13 protein-coding genes (1 of these 13 only partly in view) are annotated in these 13,856 nt (G+C 62.9%); 4 read left to right on the forward strand and 9 right to left on the reverse strand.

Annotated elements, in window-relative coordinates:
* Positions 1–897 carry the 3' portion of a hypothetical protein gene (locus RGQ15_RS20405; RefSeq protein ID WP_311162686.1) on the forward strand. 153 nt of this gene lie to the left of the window's left edge, so 897 of the gene's 1,050 nt are visible here — the last part of the coding sequence; its start codon lies off the left edge, out of view; its stop codon occupies positions 895–897.
* Positions 898–921: 24 nt separating this feature from the next.
* Here the strand turns inward: RGQ15_RS20405 and RGQ15_RS20410 are convergent, their stop codons facing one another.
* The 4 genes from RGQ15_RS20410 to RGQ15_RS20425 all read right to left on the reverse strand — a co-directional run bounded on the left by RGQ15_RS20410 (position 922) and on the right by RGQ15_RS20425 (position 4,573).
* Positions 922–1,467 (reverse strand): hypothetical protein, encoded by a 546-nt coding sequence (locus tag RGQ15_RS20410; RefSeq protein ID WP_311162687.1) that lies wholly within the window; start codon positions 1,465–1,467, stop codon positions 922–924.
* An 89-nt stretch (positions 1,468–1,556) separates the two neighbouring features.
* Positions 1,557–2,933 carry a TfuA-like protein gene (locus RGQ15_RS20415; protein WP_311162688.1) on the reverse strand — a complete coding sequence of 459 codons (1,377 nt, stop codon included), beginning with the start codon at positions 2,931–2,933 and terminating at the stop codon, positions 1,557–1,559.
* Positions 2,930–4,168 (reverse strand): YcaO-like family protein, encoded by a 1,239-nt coding sequence (locus tag RGQ15_RS20420; protein ID WP_311162689.1) that lies wholly within the window; start codon positions 4,166–4,168, stop codon positions 2,930–2,932. Before RGQ15_RS20420 ends, RGQ15_RS20415 begins: the two co-directional genes overlap by 4 nt.
* Before the next feature lie 33 nt (positions 4,169–4,201).
* Entirely contained in the window at positions 4,202–4,573 is a 372-nt protein-coding gene (locus RGQ15_RS20425) for a GNAT family N-acetyltransferase (protein WP_311162690.1), read from the reverse strand.
* Positions 4,574–4,894: 321 nt separating this feature from the next.
* Between RGQ15_RS20425 and RGQ15_RS20430 the strand changes: the two genes are divergently transcribed.
* On the forward strand, positions 4,895–6,652 hold the full coding sequence (locus RGQ15_RS20430) for a tetratricopeptide repeat protein (RefSeq protein ID WP_311162692.1): 1,758 nt from the start codon (positions 4,895–4,897) through the stop codon (positions 6,650–6,652).
* A gap of 26 nt (positions 6,653–6,678) precedes the next feature.
* Here the strand turns inward: RGQ15_RS20430 and RGQ15_RS20435 are convergent, their stop codons facing one another.
* Genes RGQ15_RS20435 through RGQ15_RS20450 form a run of 4 tightly spaced genes read right to left on the reverse strand, consistent with a single transcriptional unit; the run spans position 6,679 to position 10,137 of the window.
* The gene (locus RGQ15_RS20435) at positions 6,679–7,947 is read right to left on the reverse strand and encodes an NAD(P)/FAD-dependent oxidoreductase (protein WP_311162693.1); all 1,269 of its coding nucleotides are present in this window, start codon (positions 7,945–7,947) and stop codon (positions 6,679–6,681) included.
* Between the two features lies 1 nt (position 7,948).
* On the reverse strand, positions 7,949–8,683 hold the full coding sequence (locus RGQ15_RS20440) for an amino acid ABC transporter ATP-binding protein (protein WP_311162694.1): 735 nt from the start codon (positions 8,681–8,683) through the stop codon (positions 7,949–7,951).
* Complete coding sequence (locus RGQ15_RS20445) at positions 8,680–9,336, reverse strand: amino acid ABC transporter permease (RefSeq protein WP_311162696.1); 657 nt, start codon at positions 9,334–9,336, stop codon at positions 8,680–8,682. The genes RGQ15_RS20440 and RGQ15_RS20445 overlap by 4 nt, the downstream gene beginning before the upstream one ends.
* A 48-nt stretch (positions 9,337–9,384) precedes the next feature.
* Entirely contained in the window at positions 9,385–10,137 is a 753-nt protein-coding gene (locus tag RGQ15_RS20450) for an ABC transporter substrate-binding protein (protein WP_311162697.1), read from the reverse strand.
* Positions 10,138–10,389: 252 nt separating this feature from the next.
* Here RGQ15_RS20450 and RGQ15_RS20455 point away from each other — a divergent pair, with 252 nt between their 5' ends.
* Positions 10,390–10,995, forward strand: a complete 606-nt coding sequence (locus RGQ15_RS20455; protein WP_311162698.1) for a cupin domain-containing protein — start codon at positions 10,390–10,392, stop codon at positions 10,993–10,995.
* A 1-nt stretch (position 10,996) separates the two neighbouring features.
* Here RGQ15_RS20455 and argE read toward each other — a convergent pair whose 3' ends face one another.
* The gene (gene argE, locus RGQ15_RS20460) at positions 10,997–12,130 is read right to left on the reverse strand and encodes an acetylornithine deacetylase (RefSeq protein WP_311162699.1); all 1,134 of its coding nucleotides are present in this window, start codon (positions 12,128–12,130) and stop codon (positions 10,997–10,999) included.
* A gap of 260 nt (positions 12,131–12,390) precedes the next feature.
* Between argE and RGQ15_RS20465 the strand changes: the two genes are divergently transcribed.
* Positions 12,391–13,854 (forward strand): aldehyde dehydrogenase family protein, encoded by a 1,464-nt coding sequence (locus tag RGQ15_RS20465; protein WP_311162700.1) that lies wholly within the window; start codon positions 12,391–12,393, stop codon positions 13,852–13,854.
* Positions 13,855–13,856 lie beyond the last annotated feature (2 nt).

Genomic DNA, 13,856 nt, shown 5'->3' on the forward strand with positions numbered 1-13,856 from the left:
CAAACGATGCTCATGGCGAGCTCGCGCTATTGCCAGCAGCATCTGCTGCCCCGCACGCAGAACCTGATGCTCCAGGTCGAGAGCCTTGCGGAACAGATGGCGAGCCTGAACCGAGCCGAAGCGGCTGATCTGCCGGTTGGGCTGGGCGCGATCGCAGTGCTTCTGGATCGGTGCTGCACCACGTTGCGCGGTCATGCCAGAACCGCGCCGCGCGGCGCAGGCATGATGCGCATGTGCGAACAGCGCCTATGGGGGGCCCTGGCCGCCGAGTTGCATCGTATGGAAGGAACAGACGGCCCGATCATGCAGGCTTGCACCAGGATAGAGGTCATCGGTTTCGACCTCGCCTCGGCGATACTCGACCTGCCTGAAGACGAATCGGCCATGGATGTGGCGGCAATGCGCGATCTGATTGCGGCCCATATCTGCATCGCGGCGGGCGCGGGCAACGGGCGCTACCTGCCGGAAGAATTGCCGGAACTGCTTTCCTCGCTTCCGAGCTGCCAGTCCGAGATCGCTGAACTCACCGAGGCGCTGAATCGCGAGCATCGCCACCTCCAGACCGCCTCGAGCGATGTGGCCTTGGCCCTTTCGATCGCCACGCAGGCGAGCGCGCAGTCAATGGCGATCACGAGGCTCGAAGACGCGCTATGGGGTCTGGACCATCAGCTGAACGAGGTCGCGGCGCAATATCGTGCGATGGCCAGGCAGGCCAAGCGTTCTGCCGCGCGCGTGGCGATCAGAAAGCGCATCGGGACCGATGCGGCATTCTGGCGCCGGACCGCAGAAGCCCTTTCGGCGCCATCGGCACTGATCCAGGAGCCGCCAGACCTTTCCCTTCTACAGGAAAATGTGCATCGCGGCCGGATCGGGCTGAACTCGCCCCTATCCGCCTGACGAAGTGTCAGGCAGCACGGCGGATCACTCCTTCTTGTCACCACGCAGGCTCATGCCTCGGACGCTCATCCCGCCGACGCTCATGCCCTGAACGCTCATTCCGCTCACACTCATGCCGCCAACACTCATGCCACGCGCTTCGGGGCCCGAGGGGCCCTTGCCAAGCAGGAGCTGCTCGAACATGCCCGACTGGACATCCATGCGGATCGAGTAATCGGCCTTGTCATAGGTCCAGACCATGAGGTCATCGGGAAGGAGAACTCCGCCAACCGAGCCCTCGGTGGTGGCGCCAGCCGAAGGGCGCAGACCCGAGGCTGCAGTTTCTGCCGACACCCCGGGGCCATGAACCAGGAACAGGGCAGGCACCGGCAGGACATGGTAGAGCCCTTCGAAACCGAAACCATAGACCCGCGCGAAATTCGGCTGTTCGGCAGCAAGCTGCCCCTCGACGGCGCCAGGCTGGCCCGAGCTCTTGGCCGCCTCGGGTTCTTCCGTGGCCTTGATATGCAGGTCTTCGACGACACGACCGAAAAGCAGGATCTCCGAGTGGCTGAGCAATGTTTCGGGCATTCGGGAACCTTTTTGATGAAATGGGAAAGATCGAGGCAGACCAGGCCCCATTCGCGGCACCTGTCTGGCGGACACCCGAAAGAACTAGCCTAAAGCGGCAATCCTGTCGAACTTTTTCTCGGATCCAGAAGGGTTTCTGCCGATCTGCCACTTCGCGCCCTCGGGGCAGCAGGATCAGTCGCGCATCTGCGATATTCCGCCGCCAGAAGGAGATGGAAGTGCTCGGGGTCCGACATTCCCAGATCCATCAGATAGGCCGTGATGTCGCTGGGGACAGGGCGTCCCAGGCGGGTTTCGAAATACCAGCTCATGAGCATGGGTTGGGGCGGCACGATCTGCCCATCCGCACCCTTCCCGTCCGCCTTGCGGTCGGCGCGCGCGCGCAAAGATTCGAAATCGCCAGCAAGACGCAGCAGGTCAAGCATGGCGCCGCCAAGCTGGCGATCCATCTGCCGGGCCAGCTTGGCAAGCGACGCGCGATCCGAGATCAAGCGCTCGAAACCATCCCGGCTCAGGCCATTTCGTGCAGTCCAGCCCCCGATGTCGCGTTGGCGAAACAGGCCCAGTGGCAGCCTTATCGAAAGTGCCGTCTCTGACACTTCATCCCGATCCGGCTCCAAGCCCGCACGCTTGGCCGCATCCAACGCCAAGACCTGCAAAAGCGCGTCCTGCCGCAGTTTCAGATACCTGTCGGCATCGAGCCGCAGCTCGTCCAGGATGCGCGCGTCCTCTGCCGACAGCAGGTCTTGCTCCGCTGCGATCCAGGGCGCATTGGCCCAAGCCTCTGTATGCTCGAAGACAAATCCAGGCGGCCCGGGTGGGGGTGGCCTGTGTTCAGCCAGCGCTGCGAGCAAGGCAAGCGCGTCCAGCCGCTTCTGGTCGATCCTTCCCCGCGCAAGCCAGTCGAAAAACCGCTGACGCCGCGCGGCATCGAAGCCTTCGGCGGCGGAAATCGCGGCTTGCCAGTTCCGTTCCTGGTAAAAGAGGCGCTTCGCCGACCTGACCAGAGCTGCTGCCGCAGGCTTGTCCAGAACCCCCTGCACGACGGCTGCGGCGACCGTGGCGCGGATGTTCACCATCGGCTCGCTCAGGGCGACAAATCCCGTCTCGGCCGGACCGTGCAGCAACGCGACCTCGTCGTCATCGGTCAGCACGCCATCGCGGTAATCCTCGAAAATCCGACCGATGCCCTGCATGCCAAAGGGATGAAGCTCGGCTGCGCGCAGCGCCCCCATGCTGGACGCGCCATAGACGGCGATCCCCTGAGACAGGGCCCAAAGCACCTCCTTGTGCCATACGGCGGGCGCCCCATCGAAATAGCCGTCGATGACCCCGATTGCTGCGGGGCCGGACAGCGCGGCCTTGTAAAGTTCGCCTTGTCGCACAGGGGGGCGAAAGTCGAAATCAGGATGGGCCAGAGTATCGCTTTCCCTCAGTGAGGGGCCAGCAAACACGATGATGTTCATGCCCGCCCTCTGCTTCGCGCCCGCTCGCCGGGGATATAGCCTGCGTGGTCATCCGGCCCCTCGAGCCCCGGAATGACGACCTTCACCACGGGTATCCCCAACGAAGCCTTGGTCAGATCGACGGCGACAACCTCCGTGATCCCCACGCGCCGAAGCCGCGTCAGGAGCCATTCCAGATCGTCACCGAAATTGTCCGACAGGAATTCGGGAATGGCCGCGAATTCCCGCGAGGGCAGATGCGCCTCGCGCCAGATGCTTGCGATCTCGGCCTTGCGGCTTCGTTCCGCGACGGAGTACTCGACCGGGCTGAGATCATCGCGCGCACCCGATATATAGGTGGTCCGAACCTGTACCGCCTCGGTCAGCGACCTGAGCAGGGCAATCGCGCGTGACGGATGCGTGCCCACCCCGATGCCGACATGCTGCAGGGGGTCGCGCCGATCAGAAAGCAGGGTGTAGAAGCTGGGAACGCCAATATCGCTTGTGATATCCCAGACAGTGACGTCGAAATCAGTCTCCCCAAGCCGGGCAAGCACGGCACGGCACGCGGCGTCGGTGACACTCTCGGGATCTATCCCAGTCGCTGCGCGCAGGTCCGGCGTGCTCGCCTTCCACATGGCGGTCGCGTCCCGTTCGATCACTTCGCAGATCGCGTGGCAGATCGCCTCGATCATGCTGTTCCCCGAGGCCAGCCCATTGCTGCTGCAATCAAAGCAGCCGCTGCCGGGCGGCTGCGGCAGGGTGAGATTTGCTCGGACCGTTTCATAAGGCAGCCAGCGCGCGGTGCCCGAGATCAGATCCCTGCCCTCGGCCCAAAGCGTGACAAGGTTCGGGTGAAAGCGATCCGAGGTCCGCGCCAGCCGCCCGACATCGACAAATTCATGTGCATGCCGAAGCTCGGCCATGCTGCCGAACTTGAGCGGAAGTTCGATATGCTCGGCATGATAGAGTTCGGCCGCCTCCATCAGACCCGAGGCAGTGGCGGCCTCCAGATCCCAGCCCTTGCCCTGCGACACCGCCAGGGATCTCGCGTTCGGACGGCACACCATCACCACCGGAATGCCGATGCGATCGAGCCCGGTCACATTGGCGATCCGCGTGATGCCCATTTGCGGCATCAAGGCCTTGACCCGCTCGACGGTCCGGGCTGGAGAGACGCCGCGATGGGTGCCGGTCAGATATCCCTTGCTGTCATCTTGCAGGTCCACTTCCGGACCAAGGCCTCGCGGGTGCATCCTCTCCCCTTCCAGCGGCCCCATCGTCAAAGCCTAAGTGACCCGTTCGGTCGGCGTCCAGACCATGTCGATGATGGGCGTTGCATTGGGATCGATCACGCGAAACCCCATCCGGCAGTAAAGTTCGATCGCACGGTTGGTGCGTACCGCGGAAAGTGAAACGGTCCTGCCTTCGCAACTGGCGCGATCCTGCAAATCGCGGATGATCCGCGAGCCGATGCCGAGGCCACAGTATTCCGCAAGAATCTGGATCTGCGTAAGATTGTAATCGGTGTCCCGCTCGGTGATCTGGGTCCATCCGATATCCACGCCACGATAGACGATGATGCAGGAATCGGCGGCCTTGAAGGACCTTCTGATCGCTGCCCGCCGCATCGGCTCATCCCACTTGCCCAACTGCAGCATCAATGGCCTCATGGCATCGATGTAGATCGCCTCGGCAAAGGCAAACTCATCGCGACACGCCGGGCGAAGATGAAATATCGGGCAATGATTCATGGCGGCAGTATATGAGCTAGTTATCTCATGTCACTGGCCCGCCTTGATCTTTCGTCAATAATTATCCCACATATTTGCCAAGCATGTGCCGTACTCTTCGACGTGGCGCTTGACAGATGGGCGCTTGGCGGCGTTTAGGGGGCGGCAAGGCAGAAAAAGCGAATTCCAACAGCCGCTTTCATCCCGAAGATGCGGCATCACAGCACCGCAGAGGAAAGTGCCGGAAGCATGATTGCGCAGTCGAACTTGAGCGGCCCGCAGCTTCTGACCGTCCTCTACGCGGATGTTCACGGATATACGCGACTTCTCGAACAGGACGAACGGGGAACGGTCGCGCGTCTGACCCGATCGCTTGCATTGATCCGTGACCTCGTGGGCGATTACGGGGGATCGGTCGTCAACACGGCCGGGGACGGTCTGGTCGCCGTTTTCCAAAGTGTGCACAAGGCCCTGCATTTCGCGATCGAGATGCAAAGCGAGTTGTCGCGCGAATCCGCCTGGACAGATGGGGCCCAATCCATCAGCTTTCGGGTGGGGATCTCGGTCGGCGACACCTTCGCTGGGGCCGATGGCGTCTATGGCCATAGCGTGAACCTTGCCGCCCGCATCCAGAGCTTTGCCGAACCGGGCGGGATCTGCGTGACCGAGGCGGTCTATCAGATCGTCCGGGCGAATGGCGATCTTCGGCTGCGTTCGCTTGGCTCCAAGCGGCTCAAGAATGTCTCGGCACCGGTGGAGATCTACTCGGTCGAGCGACTGTGCACTGGCCAGAGCAGCTTGCCGATCCCCACGCGATCTCTGGGTGCCGAAAGCCTGCCGGATGCATCGCTGGCGATCCTGCCGCTCGAGAATATCTCGGCCGATCCATCAGATCTGTATCTTTGCCAGGGGATCGCGGCAGATCTGATCACCAACCTTTCGCGGTTCCGCAACCTGATGGTCATTGCGCGGCATTCCTCGATCCTTGCCGCCGCGAATGCCGGATCGCTGGGTGAAATCGGACGGAGACTGGGCGTGCGCTATCTGCTTACCGGCAGTTTCCGGCGTTCGGACAAAAGGATCCGGATGACCGTCGACCTGGTCGAAGCCGCCAGCGAAAACGTCATCTGGTCCGAACGCTATGATGGCGTGATGACGGACATCTTCGATTTTCAGGACGATGTGGCCGCCATGACCTCTGCGCGGGTCGCGATCCATATCGACGCGGCCGAGCGGCGCCGGCTGGCGGAACATGCACATCCCGCGCTTTACGCCTATGGTCTCGTGCTGCGGGGACAGGACATGGGATTCCGTTTCCTTCCCGACGCGAACCTGCATGCGAGGCGCCTTTTCGAGCAGGCGCGCGACCTCGACCCGGATTACGGCCGCAGCTATGCGGCGATGTCGCGCACCTTCAATGTCGAGTGGCGCTACAACTGGACAAACGACCCCGAAGGATCGCTGAACGAGGCACTTGCCCTCGCCAAGCGCGCCGTCCAGTGCGACAGCCTGGATTCCCGTGGCTTCTCGGAAATGGGGCTCGCGCATCTCTACAAGAAGCAGCATGACGAAGCCATTGCCGCCTATGAGCATGCTGTCGATCTCAACCCGAATGATGCCGATCTGCTGGCCTATATGGGCGACTGCCTTGCCTATGTCCGCCAGGGCGAGCGCGCCGTGAACCTTCTGGAACGCGCGATCCGGCTCAACCCCTATCACCCTGATTCCTACCTGTGGTTTCTGGGCGATGCCTATTTCCACAACGGGGACTATGCGCGCACGCTGGAAACCCTCTACCGCATGCGCGACCAGTCCGAGGCACATCGCCTCCTCGCGGCCAGTCACGCCATGCTGGGCCAGATGGACGAGGCGCGCCACCATGCCTCGGAAGTGATGCGGGTGCATCCGAATTTCACCATCGAGCATTGGCGCAAGGTGCCCCCACTGAAGCATGCGGAAGACCTCGATCTCTATGTCCATGGCCTGCGCCTGGCCGGGCTGAACTGACAGGGCGAGCTTTGTCCCAGGGCCGTTCAGCGTTGCCGGGCCTCCACGGCGTCGCGAAGCCTGTACCAGTGGATTGCGAGCCCGGCATAGATCGGGTGCAACCCGTGCATCGGCAAGGGTTGGGGTTTGCTGACCGGCAGGGGCAGCGCCTTGCCCGTCGTCAGGTGATCGGCCAGCGCCCTGCCCATCGCCGTTCCCAGGGCAACCCCTCTTCCGTTGTAGCCGATCGCTGCAAGCAGACCCGGAGCAAGCTCGTGCAGATGCGGCAAATGGTCGGTGGTCATGCCGACACGTCCACCCCAGCGATGCGTGATCTTCAACCGCCCGGCCTTGGGAAAGAGCCTTCGAATGGCCGCGGCGATGCCGTCAAAGGCCGAGTCCGCGGCCGGCTCGGCGAAACTGCCGCGCCCGCCCATCAGCAGCCGGTTGCCCGGACCGATCCGGAAGTAGTTCCCGATCCGGCGGATATCCGAGACTGCTTCGCCGCGGGGCAGGATCTGGGCAAGCAGTTCGGGCGAAAGGGGTTCGGTCGCGACCTGAAAGCTGTTGGCGGGCACGATGGTCTGCCTTAGCCCCGGCCAGAGTGCGGCAGGGGTATAGGCATTGCTTGCCATGACGATCCGCTCGGCTTCGACCTGGCCTTGCGCCGTCGATGCGACCCAGCGCTTGCCCCGGCGTGCGATTCCGGTGACCGGGCTGTGACCTCGGATATCGACCCCGGCGCGGGCCGCCGCGGCGGCAAGCCCCCTGACATATTTGAGCGGATGCAGGCGCCCCGCACGCGGATCGCGCCAGCCCGCGACAAAGTAATGGCTTCCGGTCCGCGCGGCCATTGCGTCCCGGTCAAGCCACTCGACCGCGACGCCGCGGCTTTCCCATTGCCGCGCCCGCGCTTCGAGCCCGGGGACATGACATTTCGCGACACCCGCCTGGATCCATCCGTCGCGGGCCGCGTCGCAGTCGATTCCCAGCCGGTCGATCAGCGAAAACGTGACATCCGCCGTGCCTCCCGCAAAGGCTGCACTGTCCGGTCCGAAATGGCGCTCCAGATCGTCGGGGTCTTCCTTCAGGCCGGGGATGACCTGCCCGCCATTGCGCCCGGAGCCGCCCTGCCCCGGTTGCACGGCTTCCAGAAGGATCGTCGCACTGCCAGCCTCGGCCAGGTGAAGTGCCGCGGAAAGGCCTGTGAAGCCCGCACCGATCACGAGCACGTCGCAACGATGCGTGCCCGCAAGCGGCGGATATTCCACGCCCGGCTTGGCCGTCGCCTCCCAAAGCGAGTTCATCGAGAACATCTCAGCCCTCCGGATGGGTGACGCGACGCAGGAAATCCTGCGTCCGCGGATGCCTGGGGCTTCCGATCACCTCGCGTGCCGGGCCATCCTCGACGATCCGCCCGCCATCAAGGAACAGCACCCGGTCCGCGACCTGCCGGGCGAATTCGATTTCATGGGTGACGATCAGCATGGTCATCTTCTCGGCCGCCAGCGCCCGCATGACGGAAAGCACCTCGCCGACCATCTCGGGGTCCAGCGCCGAGGTCGGTTCATCCAGCAGGATCGCATCGGGTTGCATGGCCAAGGCCCGCGCGATTGCCACGCGCTGCTGCTGCCCGCCGGAGAGTTGGTCGGGCATGGCATCGATCTTGGCAGCCAGTCCGACGCGTTCCAGCAGGGCGGTAGCGCGCTCGCGGACCTGGGCTTTCGGCTGCTTCAGGACGTGAACTGGCCCTTCCATGACATTTTCCAGCGCCGTCCGATGGGGAAACAGGTTGAAGCGCTGGAACACCATGCTGACCCGAGTCCGGAGCCGGTGGATCGACGCGGCATGGGCATCAATCCTCGCACCGTCAATCGTGATCTCGCCGGACTGGTAATCCTCGAGCCCGTTGACGCAGCGCAGCAGGGTCGACTTTCCCGATCCGGACGGCCCGATCAGGCACACGACCTCGCCCTTGGCGATCCTGGCATCGATTCCCTTGAGCACTTCGAGCTTGCCGAAAGATTTATGGACATTCTCGAAGCGGATCATCTCGCACCTCCCAGACGCTTTTCGGCCTGCCGCATTACCATGTTCAGCGGAATGGTCAGGCACAGGTACAGTGCGGCCACCAGCGTGAAGACCGTCATGTTGTCGAAGGTCGATGATGCCAGCATCTTGCCCTGCATCGTCAGTTCGGCGACCGAAATGACCGACACCTGCGAGCTGTCCTTGAGCAGCATCACCATGTTGTTTCCATAGGGCGGCAGCACGATCCGGAACGCCTGCGGAAGGACGACCCGGCGCATCATCAGCCCGTGCTTCATGCCGATCGACTTGGCGGCCTCGACCTGCCCCTTTGGAATCGCCTCGATGCCCGCGCGGAACGTCTCGCCGATATAGCAGGAATAGGTCAGCCCAAGCCCGATCACGCCGGCCTGGAATGCCGTCAGGTCGATCCCCAGTTCGGGAAGGACGAAGTAGATGTAGAAGAGCACCACGAGGATCGGAATTCCGCGAAGGAATTCGACGAAGAAACGGGCGATGCCGCCAAGAAGCCGGCTGTTTGACGTGCGCATGAGCGCCCAGAAAAGACCCAGTGACGAGGCCAGCAGCAAGGACAGAAGCGTCACCGCGACCGTGAGCCAAAGACCTTTCGTCAGGATCGGCAGATAGGTCTGCGCGCTGTCGAGAAATTCGGACATGGGGACTCCGTGTAAGCAGGTCCGGGCCGAGCCGGCCCGGACCCCTGCTCAAAGGCCGTATTTCGAGAAGATCTCGGCAAGCTCGCCGCTCGACTTCATCTCGGCGATCGACGCGTTGACCTTTTCCAGCAGTTCAGGCTTGTCCTTCGAGAGCGCGATGGCCACGTTCCCCTCGCTCATCGGCGTGTAGCCCTCGACCAGGTGGACACCAAGGTTCGGGTTCTGTGCGATTTGATAGGCGACGATCGGTGCATCTCCGAAGCCAGCCTTGATGCGGCCCAGTTTCACCTCGCGCATGATATCGGCCAGGCTGTCGTAAAGCTTCACCTCGGAAAACAGGCCGGTCGCCTGCAGCTTGTCGGCAAAGGTCGTGCCGATCTGCGCGCCGATCACTTCGCCCTTCAGATCCTCCAACTGATAGGCTGTGCTGTCTTCGGACTTCACGAACAGACCGTCGCCATAGCTGTAGACCGGGTCGGTGAAGTTCACGACCTTCTTGCGCTCATCGGTCGCGAACATGCCGGCCGAGATCATGTCGATCTTTCCTGTCTCAAGCGACGGGATCAGGGCCGAGAACGAGGTCACCTCGAATTTGGCCGGGCTGCCGATATCCTCGGCAATGGCCGAGGCCAGATCGACCATTGCCCCGGCAGGTTGCTGCGTGGAAGTGTCGAGGAAAGTGAAGGGCACACCTGTTGTCGTGATGCCGACCGTCATGGCGTCCTGCGCGACAGCCGGTGCTGAAACGGTCAGGCCAAGGGCAAGCACCGCGCCAACTTTGCCAAGTCTGTTCATGGTCATGAAATTCACTCTCCTTGCTGTCTGCATTTTTCGGGTCCTCTCATAGGGCGCTACGAAGCGTGGAGGACATATTTTCACGATATTGAACGAATTCTTCTTGGCAAGGAAAATATCTTAAAATATTCACGAAGGTGAAAGCGATGTAGATTTGAGCAGTAGAATTTTCAGTCAGGTGATGGAAGACCGGTTTTTGGTTTGCGATATGCGGCCGGCGGCATCTATTCTGCGGGTAACGGCAAAGAAGGGCATGTGATGACCGCGACTGATCCCGACCAGTTCGGAATTCCCGAGACCGAGGATGATCGCTCGCTCGGGCTGGCCGTCCGCGCCGCACGCAAGAAAAGCGGCCGATCCCTGAAGCAAGTTGCTGATTCGGCTGGTATTTCCGTCGGGCTCCTTAGTCAGATCGAACGCGGCATCTCCTCTCCCTCGGTGCGGGTCTTGCGCGCGGTCTGCGTTGCCCTGGACATACCGGTCCTGTCGCTTTTCGATAGTGGCGACCAGCGGTCCGAGCGCGAAGCCCAGATCATCGTGCGCGCCGGACGACGTCGCTCGGTCGATTTCGGAGACCGGGGATTCATGAAATCCTTCCTGAACGCACATGAAAACGGCGCCCTGCAGGTGATGGAGCTTGTGCTGCAGGAAGGCGGCGGATCGGGCGAGGACAGCTATCAGCACGAGGGCGAGGAATGCGGGCTGGTCGTGTCGGGCCAGATCGAACTTGCGGTCGATGGCGATGTCTTTCGCCTGGGCCCCGGAGATTCGTTCCATTTCCAAAGCGAATTGCCACATCGCTTCCGCAACCTTCACGCCGGAGAAACGCGGGTCATCTGGGTCACGACGCCGCCCGTCTGGTAGGTCAAGCCGACGACAAATGCTGCGCAAGCCCCCTCAACATCGCACAGCATTCGGCCAACTCGCCCGGGGTGATGAATTCATCCGGCCGGTGGGCGCGGTCGATTTCCCCCGGCCCACAGATGATCGCGGGTATTCCCGCAGCCTGGAAAAGCCCCGCCTCGGTCCCGTAGCTTACCGACTGCAAAGGAATGTTCCCGGTCAGCCGGGCCAGCAGATCAGCCAATTCGGCGCATTCGGAAGGCGGCAGGGCGGGATAGGCGCTCAACTCGCTATGGCTGACGGCAAGGGCACGATTTGGCACCAGATCCTGCGCGCGCCGGATCACCTTGGCGGTGATGGCCGCCGGATCATCAGCGGGAATTGCCCGCACTTCGAATGCGATTTCGCATCGTTCCGGGATGATGTTCACGGCCGTGCCACCCCGCACGACTCCGGCGACGACCGTCGAATGGGGCGGTGAAAACCGGTCGTCAAACGGGCCATCCTCGGCCAGCCGCGCATTCAGGTCGCGGATTGCCAAGAGCATCTCGGCCCCCGCATAATTTGCATTCAGCCCCGCTTCGGGGCGCGAGGAATGCGCGGCGCGGCCGGTCAACACCAGAGATGTCGCGCGCTTGCCCTTGTGCGACAGGACCGGACGCATCGCCGATGGTTCACCCACGATGCAGGCCAGAGGCGGGGCGATCAGGCCGGGCATCGCGGCGATCATATGCCCTACGCCGCGACAGCCGATTTCTTCGTCATAGGAAAAGGCAAGATGGATCGGCTGCCTTAGACCCGCGGCCTGGAACTCTGGCACCATGGCCAGCATGCAGGCGAGGAAGCCTTTCATATCCGTGGTGCCGCGACCATACAGCCTGCCGTCGCGGGCCGTCAGGCAGAACGGATCGGACGCCCAGACCTGACCGTCCGTCGCGACAACGTCCATATGCCCCGAAAGAACCACCCCCGGCACATCCCGGGGTCCGATCGTCGCCAGAATGTTTACGCGATCGCCCTCCGGGCCTTGCAGGACCACCGGCTCGACCCCCATGCGGCGCAGATGCCGCTGGACAGTTTCCGCGATCGTCGCGTTCGACCTGCCGGGCAAATCCGGGCAGGCAACAAGATCGGCAAGGATGGCTTCGGGGGTCATGGCATTCTCGTTCTGATTTCCCGGATATCCTTCACCTGTTGTCGCGCCAGATGATGCCGAAGGTCGTGCGCCGAGCGCAATTACCTGCCGAGAGGGGCGACAGGCGGACGCCCGGACCAGTGGCGGGCAGATTTTCGTGACGGCACGGAATGCCGACAACCCATCTCTCTACGGCATGATCCGCTGCCACCTCCGCTCGGCAAACCTCATCTGCGGTGGTTCGGCCGCTAGTCTTGCGGGCAAAGAACTGGACGAGCCCGATGAACATTCCCTTCGACCCTGCAAGCCTTTCCCTGCCTCGACGCCACTTCATTGGTGGCGACTGGCTGGAGGGCGACGAGGCCCTTGAACTGACCCGCCCCTCGGATGGCCGCGCAATTGGGGCAATTCCGATTGCCGATGCCAGCGTGGTCGATCACGCCGTCACGACGGCCGCCCGCGCGCAACGCGCCTCGGGATGGGGCAGCTGCCAACCTCGCGACCGGACACGCGCCCTGCAACGCTGGGCCGATCTGATCGAGGCACATGCCGATGAGCTTGCCGCGCTGGAGGCCGTCGCATCCACCCGGTTGATCAGCCAGATACCCGGTATCGACATCGCGATCACCGCTGAACAGATCCGCTTCTTTGCCGAGATGGCCGACAAGGAAGGCGGCGCGCTTGTGCCGACCCGCGACGACCAGCTTGGGATGATCATGGACGAGCCCTATGGCGTCGTCGGGGCGATCACGCCCTGGAACTTTCCCATCTCGATGGCCGGATGGAAGCTGGCGCCCGCGCTTGCCGCAGGAAATGCAGTGGTCCTGAAGCCATCCGAGATGACCCCTTTCGCAACGCTTCGCATGGCCGAACTTTCCGTTCAGGCGGGCATTCCCCCAGGTCTTGTCAACGTCGTTCTCGGGGACGGGCGCGTGACCGGGACCGCGCTGACAGGTCATGCCGGGATCGGCAAGGTCAGCTTCACCGGCTCGACCCTGGCTGGCTCGGCCATCATGGAGAATGTCGCGCGCAGCGGGGTCAAGCCGATGACGCTTGAGCTGGGTGGGAAAAGTCCGCAGATCGTCTTCGCGGATGCCGATCTGGACCTCGCGGCCAGATGCATCGCGGGAAGCATCATGTTCAACGCCGGGCAGGCTTGCGTCGCCGGTAGCCGGGTGATCGTCGAGAAATGCATTGCGGAAGCATTGACCGACCGGCTCCTGCCATTGATGCGCCCGCAGAACCCCGGACCAAGCTGGCTGGCTTCGACCGGCTATTCTCCCGCGATCTCCGCGACGCAGCGCGACCGGATCGACAGCATCGTCCAGGCCGCCATTGCCGAGGGCGCCGAGGTGCTTTGCGGCGGCACCCCGCTCGAGCGCGAAGGGTTCTTCTACAAGCCGACGATTCTCGGCGCTGTCACATCGGACAACCCTGCCGTCACCGAAGAGATATTCGGCCCAGTCCTGACGATCCAGGGCTTCACCACCGAAGAAGAGGCGCTGGCTCTTGCCGACCACCCGACCTATGGCCTTGCCGCCGGGGTGTTCACCCGCGATCTTGCCCGCGCAATCCGCGTGACGCGGACGCTCCAGGCCGGCACGGTCTGGGTCAACCGCTATGGCCGCTCGCGCGACCACATCCTGCCGACAGGGGGTTACAAGGCCTCGGGCATCGGCAAGGATCTGGGTCGCGAGGCCTATCACGCAAACCGCCGCACGAAATCCGTTCTCATCGACATCTGAGG

It is taken from the genome of Paracoccus sp. MBLB3053, from assembly GCF_031822435.1.
Classification (GTDB): Bacteria; Pseudomonadota; Alphaproteobacteria; order Rhodobacterales; family Rhodobacteraceae; genus Paracoccus; species Paracoccus aurantius.